The organism is Ruegeria sp. A3M17, from assembly GCF_003318255.1.
Classification (GTDB): Bacteria; Pseudomonadota; Alphaproteobacteria; order Rhodobacterales; family Rhodobacteraceae; genus Ruegeria.
Window position 1 is genome coordinate 1 of record NZ_QOCF01000002.1, and the last position, 21,988, is coordinate 21,988.

Consider the following 21,988-nt stretch of genomic DNA (forward strand, 5'->3'; position numbering starts at 1 on the left):
GATGACGGCACCGAGCCCATTCTGTGAGTCCGATTTCCCCCTGCCTGCGCTCGCAGCGTAGAAAATGCTGCGTCAGCGTAAAATTGGGTGCTCCCGCGCAGCGTGAAAACCAGCCATTCGCGCAGCGTGCAGCAAGGATCAGAGGTCGAATTCACAGACTGCGGACTTTCCGGACCTTAGTCGAAATTGACAGAACAGCCGCTGTCGGCCCATTGCAGCCACTCATCTCTCTAACTGATGAAGCAGCGCATCCTTCTGAAAATGCCAGTAAGAGAGTTATAAAATAGGCTCCAAGACCCAACATCCCACGTTGTTGCGTCGCTTTGGACTCAATTTTCCCGACGCCAGTGTGGGTCGAGAGCAAGCAGGTTTTTCATTGTTCCCGCGCCGTGGGCCGCGCCGTAGAGAACAATGACACTACTCTGTGCTTCATTGATCACCCTCGCTAAGTGCCCGTTTCTCTGATCGATTGTGACACTCGTAAGTTGCGTGACATCCGCAGCTGGCATGACGAACTCCTCAATTGGTGTGGTGAGGTTCTCGTCACTGATGTCAAGCGGACCAACCAAATTCTCATAGGCATCTGCCAACTCTGCCGGAGACAGATCGACGTTGACGTCTCTGCCACCCGGAAAACCCAAGAACATCGCGTTATCCTGCCCTATAAAGTCGTCAGATGCATTCTGCGCATAAAAAGCCGGTGTAGGAATGAGACCATACATAGCCCTGATCCTACGCTTGTCTGCGAGGGTCGCTGCTTCGAAGTCGATGAACTCATAGAAAAGGTCGCTACCCTGCGCTTTAAGACGCTTTACCTCGCCAGCCACCGCCTCATAAAACGCTGGCTCGGCTTGGTGAATCATAGGAATGAAATAGAGAAACCGAGTTCCGTTCGAGAACGTGAACACTCTGGCGCTGGAGGCAGTGCCGTCTATGTAGAACTGGCCTTCGGTCAACGCCTCGATTTCGCCTCCGGGCCCTTCTTGCACACCCCCCACAGTGAGGTGACCTGACGCGTTTGCGCAAACCGCCGCCAAAATGACTGCGATGCCGACGGCCAGTCGTAGTCGAAGAGACTTCATGTGAAACCTTTCACGTCTTTGTCCAAAGCTTGGCTGTTGTGCGAAACAGCGAGACCCGACTGGCCCATCATCGACGGAACTTGACCAGCAGAGAAGCTAATAGCAATACAATCCCCAATGCAGCCAGAATGAACGTCAGAGGGAGGAAAAAGCTTTCCTGAAGGATACCGTTTGCGTCGATATCCCCATAAAACGCTGTCTCGGCCAGCCATGATAGCCCGGCGAGAATAAAAGCCACAAAGCCGATGGAACGAAGTTTAGATTTCATGACAATTTTTCCATTTTGGATCAGAACCGGGTGCTAGACACCCAAACAAGTGGCGTATCTCTGAATCAGTTTGAGTCCGGAGAGAGCAGTGTTTTCAGTTTTTCGGCCTGTCCATCAGACAATGCCAAGATGAAGCTCGTGCCCTGGATCGCGCTGGCAATTTGCACAGAGTTGACCAATTGGCCACCAATACGAATGTCCATATTCTTACCAATTGATTGCTCTGTGAAGGCAGCCAGAGGGTTTGCGATCTCAGATGTCAACTCAAGTCGAACCTGCGACTGCCCATCCTCCCCGTGTTGAATCTCTAGTTCGATCACATCATTTTGAGTGATCCTGATCGGTCCCAGCCAAAGCGCTGCGTTTTGCTGTTCAACGACGCAAATAGGGTGCTGCCCGGGATTTTGCCCCCCGCCAAGATCAAGGCACACATCATTATATTGTGCCTTCTGAAAATTGAGTCCAGCCCAGAACGACATAGCTGCAATCACTATGACTGCCGCGACGATCAATAAATTATTCTTTGTCATTCGCAGTCCTTCAAACAAGTTCTCAGTTGCCCAAAAGTCAATTAATGTTCGCCACTTTGTAGGTACGTATTGCTGCAAGGTTCTGTAACATTAGCTAAGGCGCACGTCATAGTCACGCAAACTTGCCTGAGGGCCGGATGCTTCAGTCAAACCCTCAGTAATTAGGTGCTGAAGCCTGCCGGACAGAAACACATCACCCAACAAGTTGTTTTCATCGCAACGCCCCATCGCCGTTCCGACAACACGTGCAGCAGAAACCCAGTCTTTTGAACAGCAGGCCAACAGCAGGCTATCATAGTAATCAGCGGGAACATCGAAGATCTTGCCTGCTTCCCATTTGCGCAGTGTTGCTCCGCTGTCTCGCTGATGCAGAAAATCAGAAGACAGAGCTGCTCTTGTCATAGAGTCTATCGCGTCTCGTTGATCAAAAAGGCTCGCCAATAGAGCCGGAGTTTGTGCGCCGATATAGGGCAGTGACTTTAGACCCGTCTTGCCAACGCGCGTCACTGGCCCTCTGAAATCGCGCAGGCTATGACAAGCCATCTCCATGAACGTTCGTTCCGACGCATTTTCGCCCGCCCATATGCAAACTTCCGGCGAGAGATCCTGCGCTAAATGGACTGATGGGATATCAAAATCGGCCAATGAAGGAACCGGATCTTCAGGCAGCTGACCATAGTTTTGGTAAAGCGCTCTGAAATATGCTGCTCGAGCTTGCTTGTCGTTCAACGGGCCGTGGCTCAGATCATCATCGAACACATGCACACGTCCGGTCAAGCCGTAAGTTACAACTGCGGCGCGCACACAGCCGCCGGCACTTCCGCCCAAAACCAGATGAATGTATTCAGGGTGTGACATTGTTACCTTTGGTTTGAGAGGACGGTTTGTGTTGTCAGGCGACACGTCCTGGCGTTGGGAGCGCTCGATTTGAAGTAAATCATCTGTCTCGCGGTTTCCCAGTCAAAAGTTCTCACTTTGCAAAAAAACTTGCGTTGCCGCCGGTTGTCGGAAATTATTCAAAGAACTGAATGGGAATTCAATAGTAGAAGTAGGAGTTCAGCAATGGGTTTCACGCAATCGGTCAAGACCTGCCTGTCCAAGTATGTGGTGTTTTCTGGCCGCGCGCGTAGATCAGAGTATTGGTGGTTCGTGCTGTTCGCAATTTTGGTCAGCGTTGGGCTGGCGATACTCGGTGCGGTCCTTTTTGGCACTGATCCGGAAACGGGACAGGGATCGAACTTGCTGAGCTCGGTTTTTCAACTGGCGATCATGCTTCCCTTGCTTGCCGCAGGGTGGCGTCGATTACATGATACAGGCCGTCCTGGATGGTATCTTCTTCTGCCTTTGGCCTTCAGTCTCGCAACAATGATAATGCTATTGACCGGCGTCGCTGTTTTCTCAGTCGTCGAGTCCGGCAGCGAGAATCCTGAGGCTCTGAGAGAGCCGGCAGCCCTTATTGGCGGAACAGGTTTGATAGCCATGTACGCTATCCAACTTGGCCTTTCAGTCTTGATGATTTGGTGGCTTTCTCGACCTTCACAAGAAGGCACGAATGCTTATGGAGCACAGTCGTAAACGGGTGATCAATCACCTTTACCTTTACACTCTAGAACCGCTATCACCCCAGAAATCGGGGATTTTTAGGAGTTAAGAATGAAGAATACTTTCCTTTCTGGGTGTCTACTGTTTTGCGTGTCCGCTGCACCTGCACTTGCTGAATGGGGATTTAGCGGTGGCCAGACCCCAAATGCGTTTATTCAGACAGGCGACATGACGCTGGAATTGCAATGTGACCGATTGCGCTTCGCACCTGTTGGGTACGCCGACAGCGAAGATATCGTCAAAAAGCAAAGCCTTTCAATTCGGTTTATGAAAAATGGCTCGACAGAAGTTGGATCTTTTCAAGCGGGTCAAGGGAACGCCACTCTGCGGGTTGTCGATAACTACCCTGTCGAAGTTGTGTTCCAAGACCCAGCTGACTACCAGTTCATTCTTGATCAGATTGCAGCCAACGCCATCCTCAATCTATCCATGGCGGATCAAGATGTGAGCTATGGGCTTTTTGACCTTAAAGGGTCGGGAAAAGTCATTAGATCACTGCGGTCCTCTTGCGGTTCTGCACCCCAAGCAGTCAACAACACCATGGAGGCCCCAGAGGGGGTGGTGTACTGCGGCGGTGGCCAAGTAAAACGCCAGATCGAGTACCTGATCCTTGATAAGGCAGATGGCGAATGGGACGCTATCGTGACAGTCAACGGCGACACCACGCGTGCAATGACGGCCTACAGTTACTTTGGTAATGCACAGCCGCCACAAGGTTTTGTGGTCGCATTGTTGGGAGAAGACCGGTCCGAGTTCCTCGTCTTCAAAGATGGCAACATGAACTGGATCGAATACGGAGACTACCAATACAACCAATGCAATTGACTAAGATGTCTCGGCGGCCCGCTGTCTCAAATTTAGCAAGTCTCATCGCTTTCGTCGCCGATCTAACACGTTCTACCAAAATGACTTCGTAAAACACAGAAAAGGAATAAACATGAACACAACACTTAAACTGGCGTCTTGTGTGATCTTTGGCACTCTATTGTCAGCGTGCGTGGAAGACACTGGCTCTGCGACGTTGTCGCCTACTCCGGCAGACCAGGCTTGTCTAAATGCGGTTGCACAGTCGACTGGCAATAGCGAAGTTCGGCTTTTGTCATCTGAGTTTTCTGAAGCGGGAACTTTGGTTACAGTTGGTGTTGGCCCAGATGCAGCACCCTGGGAGTGCATTGCCTATAGCGACGGAACGACCACCGGTATCACGTCTTTGACAAACGAAGGCTCTGCGTAAAAGGCTGGACGGTTTGGGGCAATGCGCCTGACCCGTCCTTCGCACTAGATCGGCAAGTTACTGATTAAGGGTTCGGGCAAGTGAACGTCCTGCGTTCCGATTAATGTCTCTGGCTTTGGAATAGAGACACATTTCTCCAAATTCAACGAGCGAAAGATCAAGGAAAGAAGAATGATCTTCGCTTCCATTGTCATCTGTGTTCCACCAAAAGCCGGATGTCATGTATGCCCAAAGTAATGCGCAACACGAAAAGCTAGCCGCAACTATTGCGAATAGACATCTCAATCAAGACAATTAAAGTTCTGACTGGACAGGAATGGTCGATTCCCCAGATTGTGCGAGTAACTCGAGTCTGTTGAGGAGACGACCATGCGCCGCTTGATATTAGCTATACTTCTATTTGTGTCCTCGACAACAATTGCTCTGGCGCAAGACTCTGATGTAACTAACGCACAGGATGCTCTGACCCTGCGCGCCGAAGAAGCGCTGGAAACCGGACGCGCATCAGCCGACGCTCTTAGCGTGTTGCGCAAGGATTTAGATGACCTGCGCCAGCAAATGTTTGACATTGTTGACGCCGGGAGCATCGAAGCCAGAGTGATCGAGGTGCAGTTGTCAGCACTGGGACCAGTTCCAGATGATGGGAGCGTGGAAACTGAAGGGTTGGCCCAAAAGAGAAAAACGCTTGCACAAAAACTCAAGCAGGCAAGCCAACCGATCCGCGAAGCGCAAGCCCGCCTTAGTCAGGTAGAACTGCTCATCCACGAAGTAGACCAACTAATACGCGAAAAAGACCGGAATAGGCTTTTTCAACGTTTCCCAAGCGTCCTTTGGCCTGGCACCATTGTGAAAGGCATCGGTAAGATCGAGAGCTACGGTGCTGGCGCTGGCAACGAGTTGACCGAAGCAATGGGTCGCAAGGAATTCAAGAACGCCCGCCTGGAACGCCTATCTCTTGCCGGGTTCCTTGGGGCTTTGGGTCTGTTTTTGATCTTTTATGTACGCTCATTGGTTGGGCGTTTCTTTGACAAAAAATTCGAAGGCAGTTCTGGTGCATTGCGTTTCTTTTGGGTTTTAATGTCGAGCCTTTCACGCCTTATTGTCCCACTATTCGGGATTGTCGCAATTGCAGGCATCTTGCCTGTGCTTGGCGTTAGGGCGTCGGCGGCAGACTTCGCCGGCCATTTTGTATTGCAGATTCTATTCCTACTCGTGTTTTCCAACTGGCTTGGACACACGTTGTTTTCACCTTTCGCCCCAAGCAGGCGATTGGTTCGGATGGATGATGAAAAGGCGCTAACGGGTTTACGGTTGTGCCAGGCGCTGGGTTTTGTCGAAGGGATCGAACGGTTCTCGGAAACATTGGGTTCGGTTTCATTTCGCAGCCCCGAAACAGTCTCGGTTGTTGCCGCGCCAATCATCGTTGTCGCCGCTGTATTGTTATGGCGCTTAGCCGGCCTTTTACATGCCGGTAAGCTTGGTGTCGCTGTGCCGGGCGATCAGACAGCGTTGCCGTCTACTGATGGTTTTACCAGCCTTAACAAAATTATCGTTTTCGTTTTACGCGCCGTGGCGCTTATCTCGGTTCCGCTCGTGCTGCTGGGCTATGTTTACCTTGCAAGGCAGATATCCGACGCGATGGTCATGACCGCCGCAAATTTGGGCATCGCACTGTTCCTGTATTCGATCTTAACAGGCAGCATCCGCGCTCTGACCAGCAAAGGCAGCGCCGAGTCCGAGACCACGCTGCCATTGATACCATTCTTCGTGGGTCTTTTGATTGCCACGCTTTTGCTGCCTGTATTGGCGATCACATGGGGCGCGCGGCCCTCGGACGTTTTAGAAGTCTGGCGAATACTTACTGTGGGGGCAGATGTTGGCGGAATGCGTTTGTCGCTAAGCGTCATTTTCTCACTGGTCTTCGTTTTCTTTGTTGGCGTCGTCATCACACGCTGGATGCAACGTGGTCTTCGCGAGACCGTCCTACCCCGCACAAAGATGGACGCTGGTGCGCAGAATGCGTTGATTACGGGGCTTGGCTATGTCGGGATGACTTTGTCTGCGCTGATTGCCGTATCCGTTGCCGGGCTGAATTTGTCCAACTTGGCCGTGGTGGCCGGGGCATTGTCGGTTGGCATTGGCTTCGGGCTTCAAACAATTGTGTCGAATTTTGTTTCGGGCATCATTCTGCTTATTGAGCGCCCGATTGCCGAAGGAGATTGGATCGAAGTCTCTGGGCATTCTGGCATCGTCAAAAAGATTGCAGTTCGTTCGACGCAGATTGCAACTTTCGATAAACACGACGTTATTGTGCCCAATCAGGATTTGATTGGGGGGGCGGTCAAGAATATGACCCTGTCTTCCCGCATGGGGCGTTTGATTATCCCAGTTGGTGTCGCCTACGGAAGCGATCTCGAGAAAACCAAAGAAATTCTTGAAACGGCAGCGGCTGATGAGGGCAGTTTGGTACAACATCCCGCGCCCAGTGTCCTGTTTCGCGGGTTAGGGGACAGCTCTCTGGATTTCGAGCTGCGGTGTTACCTGCGCGATGTCGACACCATGCTGTCGACGCAATCCGACCTTTTGTTTCGAATCTATGTAGACCTGTCAAAAGCGGGTATCGAGATTCCCTTTCCTCAACGGGATGTTAATTTGCGCGATCTTACAGTCAAACACGACAAACCGGGTCAAGAACGGTCAGGTACAGAATAAGAGTGGGCCTCGTAGCCCCTATAGCCATAGCATACTGTTTAAATGTAACATTTTTAGTGCATGTTTGAGCGCGCATGCAAAATACTTGCTTTTCCGCGACAAACGTTAAATTGTTGGAAGTCATTTTTTCCGAGGAGCCCAGAATGAAACGTCGAATCAAAGCAGCCTTACTGTGTTCTTCGGCAGTTACAGGTCTGTTCCTCGCAAGTACCGTGCCCGCCACAGCACAAAGCTACTGCTCTGTCGCGTCCGAGCCGGGCTTGAGTTTGGGATGCGCCCGAACACTTGTTGATGCGAGTCTTTTATTGGGGCTAAACCCCGCGAACCGCTTGATCAATCCAATAATTGGGTCGCATGATGGGCTGGTTTTTGATTCCGACTGGATTGCAAATTCTGCGCGTGGGGGGCATCTGAGGTTTGGCGGCAACGTAAGTTTTACAAGGGGGCTTAATAGCAGTTGGGCGAATACCTATTTCGGCTCTGCGCGAACTGACGGCGGGAGAACAGCCTTAGAAATCACCGCGTATGATATACCAACAGAAAATACCGTCCCAAGCAATACAGTCGTTGAGTTGCAGTTTGACCGGCTTACCCTTGAAAATACTGCTGTAACGCTGAGAGATGGCGCAAGCGATGATGGAGCACACACGGGTCAAATTAGTTACCTGCTGATAGGGGATGGAGCCGTTGGGCGCGGCGGCGTTTTGGCGCTGCGCAATGCCTCACTGACGTTTGAGGACAGCACAGACTTGTTCATGGCAGCACCGGATGGCGGCACGCCTGTGATTCGCGCCGAAACTGGCGACAACCTCCTCCAACTTGGCAATCAGTCAACGAACTTGAACCGTTTGTCAGTGGTGGTCGACGATGGCGCCAATCTAACATTCGATGGAACGGCAATCACGCCGCGCACCGAAGGAAATCTGACTGTTGGCTCAGGGGCAAACCTGGTAATCGAAAACAATTCCGTCTTGGGGCTGCTCAGTAACGTTGGCTCCAGCTTGCCACAATCCACGGTGAATGGCGGCACTGTTACGGTGGATGGCTTATCTTCCGAACTTCGCCTAACGGCACCCGTTTTCAACAACAGTACGGTTTCACTTGAAGATGGCGGTACACTGCGCATCGAGCAACGCAATGGCGTACGCAGCACCCTATCGTTTAGCGGCGACAATACTTTGAACTTTGGAAGCCCCGAAGCGGCCGTATTGGGTGCCGATGCCAACCCGCAAGCCTTAATATTGGAAGTTGGCGCGGGCACGACGACAATAACTAATACCGGTGGGGTGAACAACTTGGGGCGCGGCCTGCAAGTCGACCAGGTAAGAATTGACGGCGGCACTTTGGACACAACCGGCTATTCGGTAAGAGACGATGTAACGGATGCATGGCAGTACCTCAGCGTTGAGAACGGTGGTACGTTTTACGACCGAGCTGCCTTTTACCGCAACATCGACAGACTGATCGTCGATGGCGGCACGCTGCTAACGAATTCCAGTTTCGGAGACTTTTTTGGAGCCGCCGATGGCATTGAAACTGCACGGTTTACGAACAGCACAATCGATCTGGTCTCGTCATCTTCGGCGGGCTCAGCCAGTGGCAACGTGTCTGTTGGATTGCGATCGGTGGTGCTGAATGCAGAGAACCTCGCGTTTGCAGGAACCAACCAAGTTAGGGTTGGCATCAGCCCCGCCGGAGAATGCGTTGCCGGCATTTGCACCCCGGGTACAACCATTTACGCAGGGGAGCTTGTTGCCAATGTGGGTGGCTCGTCGACCTCAACGCTGACTGGATTCGATACGGTCCTGTTCGTACCTTTCGCCATTGATGCGAATGCGGTTGCGGCGGATTACATAGCTGGGGGGAACAATGGTATCTACACTGTTGCGAGGGCGGACTATAATCCGGATCTGACGTCCAATGTACAAGGTTTTGACGCGGCCCCGATGACAGCAACGGCCACGCAGCTTAGTGCCGCTCGCTCTGATCTACCCGCAAATCTCGTCTATACCATTGTGAACAATCCGGTGGCTGATGACCGCGTGGATATTTCTTTTGTGGATATTGGGTTGCTGAACCATCCATTGATTGCCACTGGCACGGGAAACACCATGAGTTATGGTAGCCTAGTTGTGAATAGCAACAATACCTTGACGCACGCCGACCTACTGCAGGTTCAAACTTTGCACCCTGAGGCTTACGCATCATACATGACTGTCGCTTTAGAGCACAGTGATCAGCGCCGAAACATGGTCTTGTTGAATGCTCGTGGAATGGGTGTCGCCGATGGCAAAGCTGAAGGCTTCACGGATGACGGACGGCGCTTTTGGATCGATACTGCAATTTCCGCGGGTAATGTAGATTCAGACGGTAATCTTGCTGGTTTCGACTACAATCTGGGAGAGCTTATTTTGGGCGCTGACCTGTGGAGTTCGCCGGAAGGGCGGATCGGCGCATATGTTGGCTATGGTACATATTCTATGGACGAACATACATCTGCAATTGCGTCGGATCTTTCATCCACCGCATTTCACCTCGGTGCATACGGTGCCTACGATGTTGACGACTGGTCGCTAACAGGGATGGCCGGTATGTCTTGGGCACAGACGGATGGCACACGCACAGCCATCACTGGGAGCGGTGCAAATACGCACAATGCAAATTATAGCAGCCGCACAATCGAAGCTGCCGTTCGTGCCGAATACAATGGTTGGCAACCATTAGGTGCATTTAGTTTCGCACCTGAATTTGGATTGGGCTACGCCCATTATAGTCAGGATGGCTTCACTGAAACTGGTGCTTCATCTTCAGCTCTAAATATTTACGATACTTCAGCAGAAAGCCTCGTCGCAAGTATCGGGTTGAATTTTTCCGGGCCGGAGTTTGGCGGCGGGCTTATCCCAATCGGATTTGCGCGCTATGAGCACGATTTCCTCGCTTCCTCACAAAGAACGCATAGTATCGACGCCTCCTTTGCCTCCACACCCGGAGTTTCCCAATCGTTCGTTGGTACACATCGCGGGCCGGATTCACTGTCCGTTGGACTTGGTCTTCGGGCCGCACCCGGTAGTGCATGGGACGTATCCGCCGGCCTTGTATACACGGTGAACACTTATGGCGAAGAGTTCGGTGGAGGAATTAGAGTTAGCTGGAATTTTTAGGCAATATGGGCGGCACCTAAATGGCCAATTTTACACAGTCACTTGAGCGTTAGCTAACACGTTTCCCTAAGACCAAACACTCCAATACGGACCTTGGTGCGTTCTGCAGCGTAGGTCTCATTGCGCCCATTCCAACCAATGCCGCATCCGAAACCTGCGGCTGGTGTGCGCTCTTTTCGGCATTCCATCAAAGCCCGGTTTGGGCCGTCCCTGGTGAGCCCAATGAACCACTCGCTAGAGAGTGTCATCTTACGCTCGGGTTGATCTGGGCCGCGATTGATACGAAACAGAATGGGGCAGAAAAAATTCCACTAATTGAGCTGGCACTGCAAACCGCCAACATCGTGATTGCCGAGCTAAAAAGGAGGTAACTTTAGTTTCTAAAGCTGCCATTAATGTGGCTGCATCGAGCGGCAGGCTTGTCCCGCATCTCGATTGTTAAATCCGCCCGCAGCGAAAGGGCGGTTTGAAATTCGGCTGGATCGATACGGATGAACGGCTGGTTTGGTGAAATCCGCTGCATCGCCGAAAACTCACCGCTGCGAGTGCGAACATTTTCTGCGCAAGCGAAAGCCGCATCATCAAAAGGCGGCTGTGTCCGCAACCCGGTCATAGCGGTGATTTCGACGAACGTCCGGTGCTGGTAGAAGCTGCCGTTGAAATTGCTACCCGTTAATAGGTCCAGAGCCTAGAACCTAGGGAAGAGGCAGATCCCGATTTATTGGATGCTGATTGCACTCATGGGCGCTCTGATACTTGCGCGGATCTTTTATCTGGCTAAAGCGGGCTAACCTGCGTCAGTACGAAGGTGCTCTGAAACCCGTTAGGTAACATGTGTCCGCTGTGTATTTGGTTGGCATTTTTTTTGAGTATCAGAGGGGCGCGGGGAACATGGAGCTCCCCAAAAGAGCTGTATGAGTCTCGTGCTTCTTATTCTCGGACCGTCCAGGAAAGGACATTCCAATGAATGATGAAGACCAGAGTCAGGAAAACCACACCGTCAAGCACATGGCCTCCGTCAAGGCCGCCTGGGACAAAGCGCCTGAAGGCCCCAAAAAGGCGACGGCATTGAAACACTATACCAAGTTATTAGTCTGGTAGCCAACAGGCGTAGCAAAGTTTGTACTCGCCCCAAGTATCACCGCAACAACAAAGGGCCGCAGGTCAATGCCGTGCTATTCGGCAAGGCCGATTGCGAACAGGGTCACCACGACGGCCACTGCGTTATTGGTGACTGCTTCGGTCAGCACCGAGGACAATAGGTCGACAGCAGCAAGCGTTACAATTGGAGGCATTCCGTCTAGTGCCGGGGTTACGCTTTTGACGATCAGGCCAACGGTCCCAGAGTTTTGAAGACCTATCCCCACAATCAACATTGAGAAGATCAGGACAGGAACACCTGCGTCGATGGAACTCCAGGCCTCGTTGCTGTCGATGCACCGCAATACGAGGATGGTCGCAACGGCGATGAGAGCAAGCACACTGACCTCGGCTATCCTAGCGGCTGCAAGGACCACGACCACACACCGCGCTAGGAGAGCGAGCGGCGCTTTCTCGCGGCGGAAAGCGCGGCCTCCGGCATCCGTGATCGCTGCGAGATCGCCCGCCTCGGTCATCTGCGCAAAGCCTTCAAGTGTTCCCTCCAAAAGCAGCGTATCAGCCGGACGCAGGAGTGCCGTTGACAAGTCAGGTCCAATTGTTTCCCCGTGCCGGTGGGCGCCAATGACGCGCATGCCATAGCGAGCTGGGCAATTCGCACACCACGACTTCGACGGGAAAGGGTAACGATAGCCTCAGCGACTATCACGTCGGTGACGGTCTCGGGGACTGGTCCTTGACGCAAACTAACTTCGCTACTTTCGATCCTACGGAGGGTGAGGAGTTCCGATGTCGTCACCTTGGCAATGATCTTGTCACTTGGCTCGAGAACGTGCTCATTCAGGCGATCGCGCTTTACCTCGGATCGCGACCGGACACCAATGATCTCCATGCCTCGCCGGTTCAGGTCAAAAATTCCGCCCATGCGCTGACCCACGCCCAGATAATCCTCCCACGGACGAAGCTCTGTGAAGAAGGCTGTTTCATTGTCTGCGCCCAGTCGTGCAATATCCCCGCGATCGGGCAAAAGAAAAGGCCCGAGCATGAGCAATGCCAAACCGCCCGTGGCTGCCGCAACCAAACCGACCGGAATAATTTCGAAAATTGAAAGGGGCTCGATTCCCGATGCCTGCGGCACACCATCAACCAGCAAATTGGTTGTAGTCCCGATAAGTGTGCAAGTTCCTCCAAGAACCGCCATGTATGATAGCGGGATCAGCAGGCGTGTTGCGGCAAAAAATGAGGCTTCGCGCCAATCGAATGTCCACCGGGATTAAGACAATGACGACCGGCGTGTTGTTCATCATCAAATCTGAGGCGATTAGGTACAAAGCCAATATTTGGGCAGCTATCAGAAAGACCGAAAGGAAATCGAGTATCAACATAGTGGTTTTTCCTTTCACAATGCGCAGTAGCTGGTGCTTTGGACCCGATGCAAACACACTCCTTCAGGAAAGGAGGAGGACATGCCCGAAACCTGCGAGATCGACGCCCACAGATTGCACTGCGCCGGTGCTCGAACATGACAAGGCATTTAAAACCTGCACAGGTCATACCAGCAGTTATTTTCTTCATCTCTATCAACTGCCGCCGATCTGCAAACCTTGTTTCAGCCCGCGGATTGGACGGATCAGGACCAAACGAATTTGGTGAGCAACTCAGTCGGGATCACGGGTGTTTGCTGGTGCGAAATCCGAAGCCAATTGTCCTCATCTTGCAAATATGTGGACGCGCAGAGTGCCTCATAGATCGGCACGCCGGCCTTCTCGGCCGAAGCGCGATACGCGAGCATTGCAATGCTGCCGCGAAGCGTCGTATTGCGGTCGGTCATCACAACAGATCGCCAGCCTGTATTCCGTTGCAAGTGGTCCCAGACCTGTTCGCCTTGAAGGATGCCGGGCGGAAAGGGAAAGATCATGACGGCGTTCTGTGCAGTCGTCGCGCGCGCGCTATCTAGACCACTAGTCCAGAACCTCTCCTCAAGGCTCCAAAGGAACGCGTCTTCGATCGCCGACGTGACCTCAGGTTTCACAATCGATCGCCGGTGGTCCACGGGCGCTTGATGGGCAGAGGTCATTCGTCTGATCCTGGCGAATTGATGAACAGCATTTGTATCAGGACGAAGACGATCGCGAGTATCGTCCAGATTGCACCGCTGGACACCAAGCGACCATTGGCAACTGTCGAGCTCACCCGCGTCAGAGGAGTTACTCGTGGGCTTTCCGGAAGCAACAGGCTCAATTCCTGCGCGACGGCATTGTGGTCCTCCTTTAGCTCGGGAACGTCCCTGAATTTCGAAAGGAGGATCTCAAGCCGCGCGCAGGCTTCTTCCCGCCGCAACTTCACGAGTTCGGCGGTTTCGTTCCAGGGATCGAGGCCAAGACGTGCAAGCGCCGAGAGAACCGTCACGACATATCCGTTCCGGTCTTCGCCGACAGGTGCATAGAGAAAGCGTTCGAATTCAGGTGGGCGAGTACCCAGTGCTTTGTTTTCAGACATCTTTATTCTCCTCTTTTATTGACGGTCAGCTCTTGACCAGTACGCACCGGGCAAAACGAAGTTCTGGACGCACACAGGTGGAGCATTTTCAGATTTAACCAATTTTACGCGATCGCTCGTCGCGGTGCCCTTACACAGGTCAGTCCAGTTGGCGGTCCAGGGACCTTCGGTAGATTGCATTCCGGTAGCCGAGACTAACATGCGTCAGCGCCCGTCGAATGATCATGAGATACAAGGAGGGAGTTCGTTCGACCATGTAGCCCCTGGAATCTGGTGGTGAGTGACAATGGCGCGGGAAAGACCCGCAGACAGTCTGGAGGTCAGGGATGAGCACGCGATCGTCGAGATCGATGGTGACTTTTGCCAATGCGTTTGTATTGCCGGGCTACTCGGACGAGCTGGCCGCAGGAGAATATGAAATCGTCGTCGAAGAAGAGCTTTTGCAAAGCCTCAGCTTTGAGGCCTTTCGCCGGACTGGGACCTACTTGGTCGTCCATGGGAAAGGGAGCCAGATTGGTCGCACCGAACAGCGTCCAATCACCGAGAAAGACCTAGAAACGGCGCTGCGCCGGGACCGGCGCATTGACCCAGACTGAAAAATGATAGCGAGGCGGCGCTTTCTCCGCTGGAGGATTCGAAATGAACACTCCTGAATGGCTGAAACCTGGCATCTATGGGGCCGTGATCGGTGCGGTCTTTGTCAGTGTGGTTGGATTTTCATGGGGCGGTTGGGTGACTGGCGGAACCGCAGATACCAGAGCGACGGCGATGGCTCGAAACCAAGTCATAGCGGCGATGGTGCCGGTCTGCCTCGATATGGCACGCGTGGATCCGGATCGGGTTGCACATATTGACACTATTCGAAAAGCCACAACCTACAAACGCCACGATGCCGTCATGGAGACAGGCTGGGCAACCATTCCGGGCACGGGTGTTCCGGACCGTGACATCGCTCAAGCTTGTCTTGCCGGCCTTGACGTCGACAAGCCGCCGGAACGCGCGGAAAACACGGTGGAAAAGGGATGAAACATGCCACACCAAAACCGTTGGCTGAAATGGCGCTGCAGAAGCTGTCTTTTGTGATGACGATGGCCGTTCAATCAGCGGAACTGACGGGACACCCTATCCAAACTATCGAGAACGAAGACGTGCCACCACTACGAGACGAACGGCCTGAGTCGTGGCGCACCCAACACGACCTTAACAGGGCAACTGAAACCCAAGAATAAAAGCCGATGCCATTAGGTCAGAAGGGAGCCAGTTATGACACCTAGAAAATTGCCCAAAAAGAAACCGTCAGAACGGCTTTCGGTAAGAATGTACATTCTGGCTGGTATCTTCGCGTCATTCGCATTCCCTGTGTTCGCACAATCTGCAGACGCCCTCATGCCTGAGAATGCACACTCCAGGAGTTACGGGGACGGATGGGAATGCGACCGATCCTACCGGGTCGAAGACGACCTTTGCGTCGCCATTATAGTCCCTCAGAATGCTTACGCAACAAACAGGACCTATGGCAGGGGCTGGGATTGTTTGCATGGATTTCTAGAAGAAAATGGCCTGGCTTGTGTCGAAGTACCCGTACCCGAAGGCGGATATCTCGCCTCTTCAGGAAAAAGTTGGCGGTGCCTGCGCGGCTACGTGAAAATTGACGAGACTTGCCTGGAAGTTGCAGTACCTGACAACGGATACCTGTCGGGCGAGTCTTATGGTGATGTCTGGGTTTGCAATCGGGGCTATCGGGCTGAAGGTGAGATATGTGCCCCAATCATGGTACCTGCCGATGCCTTTCTGAATGGATCGTCTTATGGGCAACCCTGGACATGCGAGCGCGGGTACTTCCAGCGAGTTGGCGCTTGTGAACCGGTTATTGTTCCCGAGAACGCTTACTTTGACGATGCCTCCCATGGACAAGGTTGGAAATGTGACCGCGGGTATGCGGAAACTGCCAGTGGATGCGTTTTCATAGACTTACCGGCCAACGCCCACTTGGACAGGGCCGGAAACCGCTGGGAGTGCCACCGAAATTTCCAGCGATCAAAGGGCGTTTGCGTTCTGAACAACTAACGCGAAGCCTGCTGATCCCAAATCAGGCGTCACTTCGTTGACCCTGGTGGCTTCATTGTCCCGGGTTTGGCTCGACATAGAAAGGAACGGACATGAAAACGGAAGATCATTTAGCGCAAATGAAGAGACCGGTCGCAAGAGCAGCACAGGCGCCGCCGATGGAACTCTCAATTTGTCCAGACAACCCTCCTAAGATAATCTCTTATGACGCTCCAACCGCCACCGTCTATTGTGAAGGGAATTTCGGCAAGACTGACGGCAAGACTGCAAACGGTCTAGTCCGGTTTTCGCAGGTCTTTCGTGTTCTGTCAGTAATTGACAGCACTCTAGAAGGGCGTGACAGCGGCGAGGTTCTCGATGGTATCGACAACGGCATTCCAGTGCATGGCGATCTTAGCGCGGCCATCGCTCACGAAGCGGTAGCCCCAGACACTCTGATCTATGGAATGGCACCGTCCAGTGGTACATTGTCCACGGCAGACAGAGGCGTTGTTCTGGACGCGATTTCGTCAGGCATGAATATCGTCAGTGGGCTACACGAATATCTCGGCGACGATCTCGAAATTGGCTCAGCCGCCCAGTTTGGATGTGTTACCATTCGGGACATTCGGAAGCCGCAGCCTAGCAAGAACATGCGTCTGTTTGACGGCTGCGTTGCAGATGTTGAAGCGATCCGTATCGCTGTGTTGGGCACTGATTGCGCAATCGGAAAGCGGACCACGGCAACTTTGCTGGCGAATGCCCTGAATGAACGGGGGATCAAGACGGTTTTGGTCGGAACCGGTCAGACCGGCGTGATGCAGGGAGCCAAGTATGGTATTGCCTTGGATGCAGTGCCGCCTCAGTTCTGCTGTGGCGAGCTTGAGCGTGTCATTGTTGCGGCATCCGAAAAGGAACAACCAGATGTCATCCTAATTGAAGGCCAAGGCGCGCTCAGCCATCCGGCTTTCTGCACATCAGCATTCATTCTTCGCGGTAGCCAGCCACACGCCGTCATTCTGCAACACGCCCCCAAACGGACCCACCGTTGCGATTTTCCCAACATGCCGATGCCCGATCCGCGCCTCGAGATAAAACTTATCGAAGCTTTCGCCAAAACGAAAGTGATTGGTGTCACGCTCAATCATGAAGGAATGACGAACACCGAGGTGGAAACAGCCATCAGGGGCTTTTCACGCAACTTCTGTCTCCCAGTGACTGACGCTCTGCTCCGACCAGCGGCGCACTTGGCAGAGTTGGTTCTTTCTGCCTATCCCCAATTGCGGCCATTGCCGCGTGTGGTTGCCGAATGACGACGCCGCGGATCGAAATCGACTTGTGCAAGATCCGCCAGAATACGCGCTTTCTGGTGGACCATCTTGCTTCGCACGGGATCAGTGTGACAGGCGTGACAAAGGCTGTTTGCGGTGACCCAGCCGTCGCCCATGCCATGCTAGAAAGCGGCGTTTCCCAGTTGGCCGATGCCCGGGTCGCGAACGTAAAGCGCATGCGTTGCGCCGGCATCATCTGCCCAATATCCATGATCCGCTCTCCTATGCTGAGCGAAATCGATCAAATCATCGAGACCTGTGAAACCAGTTACAATACAGAGATAGACGTTATCGCGGAACTTTCCGCAGCCGCGCTATTCAAAGGCGAGGTGCATGGCGTTATCTTGATGATTGAGATGGGAGATATGCGCGATGGGATAATGCCAGAAGATCTTGAGCGTATCGCGACAATGGTGATGAAGATGCCTGGCGTAGCTCTCAAAGGTATTGGTGCCAACTTCGCCTGCCTGGGCAACATTGCTCCGAACGCTGATGCAATGGAGGTCGTAACGACGCTCGCATACGAAATCGAGGGCGCTTGCGGCCCATTTCTTGAGACCGTATCAGGAGGCAGTTCCGCCAATTTACCTTGGGCTTTGGATCTACCGACAAAGGGACGTATCAACGAACTGCGCCTGGGCGAGGCGATCCTGTTGGGCACCGATCCCGTTTCCGGCGAGCAGATAGATGGGCTTCATACAGATGCGTTCACTCTTGTGGTCGAGGTGATCGAAACAAAGTTCAAGACAAGGCCCTTTCCCTTGCGTCTGATTGATCCGGCTCTTTTGGCATTGCGTCTTGTGCAGGATAGTTCCAGCAAGTCCCGTTCGGTTCTTGCTGTCGGGCTGCAGGACACGAATGTTGGCGGGCTGAGCTTTCCTACGGACATCACATTTGTCGGCGCGACGAGTGATCACACTGTCACTGAAACCTCCAAATGCGCTTTGCAGGTTGGGGCCGAAATCAGGTGTCAGTTGAACTACGGTGCGCTCATGAGGGCGATGAACGCGACCGATGTCGAAAAGGTCTTTGTCAGTGAAACAACTTGGAACGGAGCTGTGATAGAACCGGATCGTGTGCATCCAACGGTGATATAGGCCGATGAGCTCAAATTGAGGCAGCATCAAATCACGATAGAGGAACCGATCTCTTGGTAGCCCATAGTAAATCGGGTCTCCAACACCTATATGTGCACTAGCCACAAGTGAATTTTATGTTCCATCGCGAGTTCGAAATACTTGTTGGCAATCAAAGGAAAAAGCATGTCTTTCAAGGATCTGACGATCAGAGCGGCAGCGTTGCTGAATTCGAAGGCTGCTGAAGACACAGAAGTCGAACCCAAACTCAAACCTGCCTTCATCGGCCCGGAACAGGTCAAGTCTGACCCCAAGAAATCATGAAAATCCGGTGGGTCTGAACGGTGTCGTCACGTTAACCGTCGTTCGGTTGCCGATGATATGATTTGGACGTAGGTGACATCGATGAATTCAACATCCAGCAGCTACAAGCGTCACCGATTTCCCCCTCAGATCATTACCCAGGCGGTGTGGCTTTATCCCAAGCTAACCTGCGTCAGTGTTGCGGGGCGGAGAAGATGAGTACATGGCTTCGTGCCTGCCGAATCTCCGGCGGCACTCAGTTCCGAGCAAAATAGAAGCGCGTGAAGCGTGCGGTTTTTGAAACGAGCCGCATTGCCCAGCGTTTCCTATTCTCGGAATGTCCAGGAAAGGACATTCTAATGACGCCTGAACAAACCAATGTCACCGAGAAGATGACCTCGGTCAAAGCAGCTTGTGACAAAGCGCCTGCCGGTCCCAGAAAGGATCGGGCGCTGGAACACTACCAGGCTGCCGAGAAAGCGCACGAGGCGAATAACTACGACGAGACGGACAGGGAACTCAACGCGGCTGCAGAAGAGATTATCTGACTTATCTCGTCTTATTACTGACTTATCTCGTCTTAGAAGAAAATCAGGCCGCCCAAGTTTAGCGAAGGGCGGCCTCCTTCATTTCAAAAGTGGGCCGGTCTGATCCAGATACGCCGTATCGAAACCTGAAATGGCCACCAATCCGTCATAGTCGTCGAACGTCACGCGGCCGTCCTGAAAGGTCAGCAGCCGTTTTTCGCGAAGCTGCCTCAAAACACGGTTCACATGGATGGCGCTTAAGCCGAGTGCATCAGCAAGATGGTACTGCGTCAAAGGGCAAGTGAATCCTTTCTTGCTCCCCATTCCGACCAGCCTCAGCCGTTCCGCCAGTTCCAAGAAGAAATGCGCCATGCGCGCATCTGCGGCGCGTCGGCCAACCCCAACGAGGTGCTCGACGACCATGGCTTCGTCCCGTGATGCTGCCCAGAGAACGGCTGCCGCCAGGCGAGGCGTTTTCTCGAATGCTTCCAGAAGGTCGCCCCCCAAAACCTCCACCGCCTGAATGTCCGTGACCGGCTCGAAACTGTGGTCGGAGGTGCGCAGCAGGACGCTGCGCAAGCCAAGAAAATCCCCTGGTATCTGGAAGTCTACGATCTGTCGGGTTCCATCCGGCTGAAGCTTGTAGGAACACACCCAACCAGCGGCCAGAATGTAGGCGGCCTGATCCGACTGCCCCTGATGCACAAGATCACGCCCCGCGGTGAAGGACCGGCGGCGCAGATGCAAACGCTTCAAAACGTCCAATTCATCGTCAGACAAGGCGACGAAGACTTGCAGCTTCCGTGTCAGCGGGCTTTCAAAGATTTCCGTCATCGGGGCCTCACAAGCCGGAAAAGCTCCAGACGCAATCGTGCAGAGACTGCTTTCGGTTAGCCCAACATAGCCTTTTTTCTGCGAAGATGCTTGTGATAAGCGAGGCCGCCCGGTCGCGCGTTACTTTAACCGTTACCTGGAAGGAAGTCACAAAATGCGTAGCGAACAGGTCTTCTCGGGAATGGCGGCCCTCGCAATCTGCGAGTCGATGCTGCTGGCGATGAACGATCACAAGCTTCTCGCAGAACGTGAGATCATGGGCATCCTTCGCGATGCTGCAAAGACGCATGAAACCGCGGCTGTAACTGATGGAGAGATAGAGGCGCATCGGTCCGTGGCGGTTCTCATCAACCGGATCATTGCTAGCGGGAACTCCGTTCGGAGGCCGCCGGGATGACACATAATTTCAGCGAGATAGATATCGCCCATGCCGTTTTCGTCCAACTCGAATAACGCACGGGGCCAACAGCCCAACCAGCAGGACATGCCGGGTGGCATGGGCCACCAAGACGGCAGCATCCAAACCGACATGCAGACTGCCGGATCTGCCTCGACCGCGCGGCAAGCGCGGGTCCAGCCAGGACCCTTGCCCGTCACGGGCGGGGCACCCGGCGCGGGATACCCCTCCGGTGTAACCGGTCCAAGACAGGAAGAGGCGCGGCTGACCGTATCAGACTGGACACGAACCCTGATGAAGTACCGGCAGCCAATCCCCTCTCGCAGTATTTTCGAACTGACGGTCACGCTCGCGCCTTTCGTGGCAATATGGGCGGTTGCCTGGTGGGTGCTCTCGATCAGCACCGCGTTGGCACTGGCTCTCGCGTTGGCGAATGCAGCCTTCCTGCTCCGGCTGTTCATAATCCAGCACGACTGCGGGCATGGTTCCCTGTTCCGCGACCGGCGTCTGTGCGATTGGATCGGTCGCGTGATCGGCGTTATCACGCTGACACCCTACGACGTCTGGCGCAAGACCCACGCGATCCACCACGCCACGAGCGGAAACTTGGACCGGCGGGGCATCGGAGACCTGCCGGTGCTGACAGTCAGGGAGTACCGCGGGAAGGGATGGCCAGGCCGTACGCTTTACCGCCTGTTACGCCATCCGGTTTTCCTGTTCGGGGTGGTGCCGTTCTACACGTTCTTCCTGCACAACCGGCTGCCAGTACACCTGATGCGGTCCGGCTGGCGCTACTGGTTGAGTGCGATGGCGACAAATGTTGCCATTGGCCTCACTCTGACAGTGATTGTCTTGCTGGGCGGTTGGGAGGTAATGCTGTTCGTCTTCCTACCGACGATGCTTCTGGCCGCAATAGCCGGCATGTGGTTTTTCTACGTGCAGCATCAGTTTGAGGAAACCAGCTGGCGGCACGAGGAAGACTGGAACATCCGGGACGCGTCCCTTCACGGCAGTTCGCACTACGCTCTGCCCGGCATCCTGCGCTGGATCACCGGGAACATCGGAGTCCACCATGTGCATCACCTGGCCAGCCGCATCCCGTTTTACCGTTTACACGACGTAGTCAAGGATCACGACGTCCTGGCACAGACCAGACGCATTACGCTTTGGGAAAGCTTCCGCTGCGCGCGACTGCACCTTTGGGATGAGAAAAGCCGCAGATTGCTGTCGTTTGCAGAGGCCCGGGCACTTCCCACCTGAGCCTTGCGTAATATTGCCACTGGTCAGT

General features: G+C 53.5%; 24 protein-coding genes. 14 read left to right on the forward strand and 10 right to left on the reverse strand.

The genetic code is table 11. From position 1 onward, the window contains the following. Positions 1-329: 329 nt before the first annotated feature. From DS906_RS00140 to DS906_RS00155, 4 genes are all read right to left on the reverse strand, one after another. Positions 330-1,082 carry a hypothetical protein gene (locus DS906_RS00140; RefSeq protein WP_113788257.1) on the reverse strand — a complete coding sequence of 251 codons (753 nt, stop codon included), beginning with the start codon at positions 1,080-1,082 and terminating at the stop codon, positions 330-332. A gap of 67 nt (positions 1,083-1,149) precedes the next feature. Continuing rightward, positions 1,150-1,350, reverse strand: coding sequence for a DUF3955 domain-containing protein (locus tag DS906_RS00145; RefSeq protein WP_073253578.1), 201 nt, complete (start codon positions 1,348-1,350; stop codon positions 1,150-1,152). A 65-nt stretch (positions 1,351-1,415) separates the two neighbouring features. Then, positions 1,416-1,880: a hypothetical protein gene (locus DS906_RS00150; RefSeq protein WP_073253581.1), complete on the reverse strand. Its 465-nt coding sequence runs from the start codon at positions 1,878-1,880 to the stop codon at positions 1,416-1,418. A gap of 90 nt (positions 1,881-1,970) precedes the next feature. After that, complete coding sequence (locus tag DS906_RS00155) at positions 1,971-2,738, reverse strand: DUF1835 domain-containing protein (RefSeq protein ID WP_113788258.1); 768 nt, start codon at positions 2,736-2,738, stop codon at positions 1,971-1,973. A gap of 204 nt (positions 2,739-2,942) precedes the next feature. On the opposite strand from DS906_RS00155, the gene DS906_RS00160 reads away from it, so the two are divergent. From DS906_RS00160 to DS906_RS00180, 4 genes are all read left to right on the forward strand, one after another. Then, positions 2,943-3,455, forward strand: coding sequence for a DUF805 domain-containing protein (locus DS906_RS00160; RefSeq protein WP_113788259.1), 513 nt, complete (start codon positions 2,943-2,945; stop codon positions 3,453-3,455). Positions 3,456-3,533: 78 nt separating this feature from the next. Beyond that, complete coding sequence (locus tag DS906_RS00165; RefSeq protein WP_113788260.1) at positions 3,534-4,307, forward strand: hypothetical protein; 774 nt, start codon at positions 3,534-3,536, stop codon at positions 4,305-4,307. Between the two features lie 778 nt (positions 4,308-5,085). Then, positions 5,086-7,428 (forward strand): mechanosensitive ion channel domain-containing protein, encoded by a 2,343-nt coding sequence (locus DS906_RS00175; RefSeq protein WP_113788262.1) that lies wholly within the window; start codon positions 5,086-5,088, stop codon positions 7,426-7,428. Between the two features lie 143 nt (positions 7,429-7,571). Beyond that, positions 7,572-10,589, forward strand: a complete 3,018-nt coding sequence (locus DS906_RS00180; protein WP_158541245.1) for an autotransporter outer membrane beta-barrel domain-containing protein — start codon at positions 7,572-7,574, stop codon at positions 10,587-10,589. 373 nt (positions 10,590-10,962) lie between these two features. On the opposite strand, the gene DS906_RS00185 is transcribed toward DS906_RS00180, so the two are convergent. Next, a complete protein-coding gene (locus DS906_RS00185; protein ID WP_113788264.1) occupies positions 10,963-11,202 on the reverse strand; it encodes a hypothetical protein in 240 nt (79 codons plus the stop codon). Positions 11,203-11,552: 350 nt separating this feature from the next. Here DS906_RS00185 and DS906_RS22085 point away from each other — a divergent pair, with 350 nt between their 5' ends. After that, entirely contained in the window at positions 11,553-11,690 is a 138-nt protein-coding gene (locus DS906_RS22085; RefSeq protein WP_158541246.1) for a hypothetical protein, read from the forward strand. 74 nt (positions 11,691-11,764) lie between these two features. Here DS906_RS22085 and DS906_RS22350 read toward each other — a convergent pair whose 3' ends face one another. The 4 genes from DS906_RS22350 to DS906_RS00200 form a co-directional block, all read right to left on the reverse strand. Next, positions 11,765-12,205, reverse strand: coding sequence for an SLC13 family permease (locus DS906_RS22350; protein WP_233494628.1), 441 nt, complete (start codon positions 12,203-12,205; stop codon positions 11,765-11,767). Next, entirely contained in the window at positions 12,202-12,888 is a 687-nt protein-coding gene (locus DS906_RS22355; protein ID WP_233494629.1) for a hypothetical protein, read from the reverse strand. The genes DS906_RS22350 and DS906_RS22355 overlap by 4 nt, the downstream gene beginning before the upstream one ends. 429 nt (positions 12,889-13,317) lie before the next feature. Then, complete coding sequence (locus tag DS906_RS00195) at positions 13,318-13,764, reverse strand: hypothetical protein (protein ID WP_233494630.1); 447 nt, start codon at positions 13,762-13,764, stop codon at positions 13,318-13,320. Further along, the gene (locus tag DS906_RS00200) at positions 13,761-14,186 is read right to left on the reverse strand and encodes a hypothetical protein (RefSeq protein WP_113788265.1); all 426 of its coding nucleotides are present in this window, start codon (positions 14,184-14,186) and stop codon (positions 13,761-13,763) included. Before DS906_RS00200 ends, DS906_RS00195 begins: the two co-directional genes overlap by 4 nt. Before the next feature lie 326 nt (positions 14,187-14,512). On the opposite strand from DS906_RS00200, the gene DS906_RS00205 reads away from it, so the two are divergent. The 7 genes from DS906_RS00205 to DS906_RS00240 all read left to right on the forward strand — a co-directional run bounded on the left by DS906_RS00205 (position 14,513) and on the right by DS906_RS00240 (position 19,490). Then, positions 14,513-14,782: a hypothetical protein gene (locus DS906_RS00205; RefSeq protein ID WP_113788266.1), complete on the forward strand. Its 270-nt coding sequence runs from the start codon at positions 14,513-14,515 to the stop codon at positions 14,780-14,782. Positions 14,783-14,825: 43 nt separating this feature from the next. Continuing rightward, positions 14,826-15,212 (forward strand): hypothetical protein, encoded by a 387-nt coding sequence (locus DS906_RS00210; RefSeq protein ID WP_113788267.1) that lies wholly within the window; start codon positions 14,826-14,828, stop codon positions 15,210-15,212. Beyond that, positions 15,209-15,415, forward strand: a complete 207-nt coding sequence (locus tag DS906_RS00215; protein ID WP_113788268.1) for a hypothetical protein — start codon at positions 15,209-15,211, stop codon at positions 15,413-15,415. The genes DS906_RS00210 and DS906_RS00215 overlap by 4 nt, the downstream gene beginning before the upstream one ends. 996 nt (positions 15,416-16,411) lie before the next feature. Continuing rightward, complete coding sequence (locus DS906_RS00225; protein ID WP_233494631.1) at positions 16,412-17,545, forward strand: DUF1611 domain-containing protein; 1,134 nt, start codon at positions 16,412-16,414, stop codon at positions 17,543-17,545. Next, positions 17,542-18,660 (forward strand): alanine/ornithine racemase family PLP-dependent enzyme, encoded by a 1,119-nt coding sequence (locus DS906_RS00230; protein WP_113788271.1) that lies wholly within the window; start codon positions 17,542-17,544, stop codon positions 18,658-18,660. Before DS906_RS00225 ends, DS906_RS00230 begins: the two co-directional genes overlap by 4 nt. A gap of 165 nt (positions 18,661-18,825) precedes the next feature. After that, positions 18,826-18,963, forward strand: a complete 138-nt coding sequence (locus DS906_RS22090; RefSeq protein ID WP_158541247.1) for a hypothetical protein — start codon at positions 18,826-18,828, stop codon at positions 18,961-18,963. Positions 18,964-19,301: 338 nt separating this feature from the next. Beyond that, positions 19,302-19,490: a hypothetical protein gene (locus DS906_RS00240; RefSeq protein ID WP_113788272.1), complete on the forward strand. Its 189-nt coding sequence runs from the start codon at positions 19,302-19,304 to the stop codon at positions 19,488-19,490. A gap of 78 nt (positions 19,491-19,568) precedes the next feature. On the opposite strand, the gene DS906_RS00245 is transcribed toward DS906_RS00240, so the two are convergent. After that, positions 19,569-20,303, reverse strand: a complete 735-nt coding sequence (locus tag DS906_RS00245; protein ID WP_113788273.1) for a Crp/Fnr family transcriptional regulator — start codon at positions 20,301-20,303, stop codon at positions 19,569-19,571. 154 nt (positions 20,304-20,457) lie between these two features. Between DS906_RS00245 and DS906_RS00250 the strand changes: the two genes are divergently transcribed. Then, a complete protein-coding gene (locus DS906_RS00250; protein ID WP_113788274.1) occupies positions 20,458-20,700 on the forward strand; it encodes a hypothetical protein in 243 nt (80 codons plus the stop codon). A 294-nt stretch (positions 20,701-20,994) separates the two neighbouring features. Beyond that, on the forward strand, positions 20,995-21,960 hold the full coding sequence (locus tag DS906_RS00255; protein ID WP_233494643.1) for a fatty acid desaturase: 966 nt from the start codon (positions 20,995-20,997) through the stop codon (positions 21,958-21,960). The last annotated feature ends 28 nt before the right edge of the window (positions 21,961-21,988 follow it).

What these genes read in the sequence shown, in the direction of transcription:
- DS906_RS22350 (WP_233494628.1), bottom strand. Translation starts at nt 12,205, where the DNA reads ATGACCGAGGCGGGCGATCTCGCAGCGATCACGGATGCCGGAGGCCGC.
- DS906_RS00175 (WP_113788262.1), top strand. Translation starts at nt 5,086, where the DNA reads ATGCGCCGCTTGATATTAGCTATACTTCTATTTGTGTCCTCGACAACA.
- DS906_RS00200 (WP_113788265.1), bottom strand. Translation starts at nt 14,186, where the DNA reads ATGTCTGAAAACAAAGCACTGGGTACTCGCCCACCTGAATTCGAACGC.
- DS906_RS00145 (WP_073253578.1), bottom strand. Translation starts at nt 1,350, where the DNA reads ATGAAATCTAAACTTCGTTCCATCGGCTTTGTGGCTTTTATTCTCGCC.
- DS906_RS00180 (WP_158541245.1), top strand. Translation starts at nt 7,572, where the DNA reads ATGAAACGTCGAATCAAAGCAGCCTTACTGTGTTCTTCGGCAGTTACA.
- DS906_RS00250 (WP_113788274.1), top strand. Translation starts at nt 20,458, where the DNA reads ATGCGTAGCGAACAGGTCTTCTCGGGAATGGCGGCCCTCGCAATCTGC.
- DS906_RS00195 (WP_233494630.1), bottom strand. Translation starts at nt 13,764, where the DNA reads ATGACCTCTGCCCATCAAGCGCCCGTGGACCACCGGCGATCGATTGTG.
- DS906_RS00140 (WP_113788257.1), bottom strand. Translation starts at nt 1,082, where the DNA reads ATGAAGTCTCTTCGACTACGACTGGCCGTCGGCATCGCAGTCATTTTG.
- DS906_RS22090 (WP_158541247.1), top strand. Translation starts at nt 18,826, where the DNA reads ATGTCTTTCAAGGATCTGACGATCAGAGCGGCAGCGTTGCTGAATTCG.
- DS906_RS00165 (WP_113788260.1), top strand. Translation starts at nt 3,534, where the DNA reads ATGAAGAATACTTTCCTTTCTGGGTGTCTACTGTTTTGCGTGTCCGCT.
- DS906_RS00215 (WP_113788268.1), top strand. Translation starts at nt 15,209, where the DNA reads ATGAAACATGCCACACCAAAACCGTTGGCTGAAATGGCGCTGCAGAAG.
- DS906_RS22355 (WP_233494629.1), bottom strand. Translation starts at nt 12,888, where the DNA reads ATGGCGGTTCTTGGAGGAACTTGCACACTTATCGGGACTACAACCAAT.
- DS906_RS00255 (WP_233494643.1), top strand. Translation starts at nt 20,995, where the DNA reads ATGAAGTACCGGCAGCCAATCCCCTCTCGCAGTATTTTCGAACTGACG.
- DS906_RS00245 (WP_113788273.1), bottom strand. Translation starts at nt 20,303, where the DNA reads ATGACGGAAATCTTTGAAAGCCCGCTGACACGGAAGCTGCAAGTCTTC.
- DS906_RS00240 (WP_113788272.1), top strand. Translation starts at nt 19,302, where the DNA reads ATGACGCCTGAACAAACCAATGTCACCGAGAAGATGACCTCGGTCAAA.
- DS906_RS22085 (WP_158541246.1), top strand. Translation starts at nt 11,553, where the DNA reads ATGAATGATGAAGACCAGAGTCAGGAAAACCACACCGTCAAGCACATG.
- DS906_RS00185 (WP_113788264.1), bottom strand. Translation starts at nt 11,202, where the DNA reads ATGACCGGGTTGCGGACACAGCCGCCTTTTGATGATGCGGCTTTCGCT.
- DS906_RS00160 (WP_113788259.1), top strand. Translation starts at nt 2,943, where the DNA reads ATGGGTTTCACGCAATCGGTCAAGACCTGCCTGTCCAAGTATGTGGTG.
- DS906_RS00225 (WP_233494631.1), top strand. Translation starts at nt 16,412, where the DNA reads ATGGAACTCTCAATTTGTCCAGACAACCCTCCTAAGATAATCTCTTAT.
- DS906_RS00155 (WP_113788258.1), bottom strand. Translation starts at nt 2,738, where the DNA reads ATGTCACACCCTGAATACATTCATCTGGTTTTGGGCGGAAGTGCCGGC.
- DS906_RS00150 (WP_073253581.1), bottom strand. Translation starts at nt 1,880, where the DNA reads ATGACAAAGAATAATTTATTGATCGTCGCGGCAGTCATAGTGATTGCA.
- DS906_RS00210 (WP_113788267.1), top strand. Translation starts at nt 14,826, where the DNA reads ATGAACACTCCTGAATGGCTGAAACCTGGCATCTATGGGGCCGTGATC.
- DS906_RS00230 (WP_113788271.1), top strand. Translation starts at nt 17,542, where the DNA reads ATGACGACGCCGCGGATCGAAATCGACTTGTGCAAGATCCGCCAGAAT.
- DS906_RS00205 (WP_113788266.1), top strand. Translation starts at nt 14,513, where the DNA reads ATGAGCACGCGATCGTCGAGATCGATGGTGACTTTTGCCAATGCGTTT.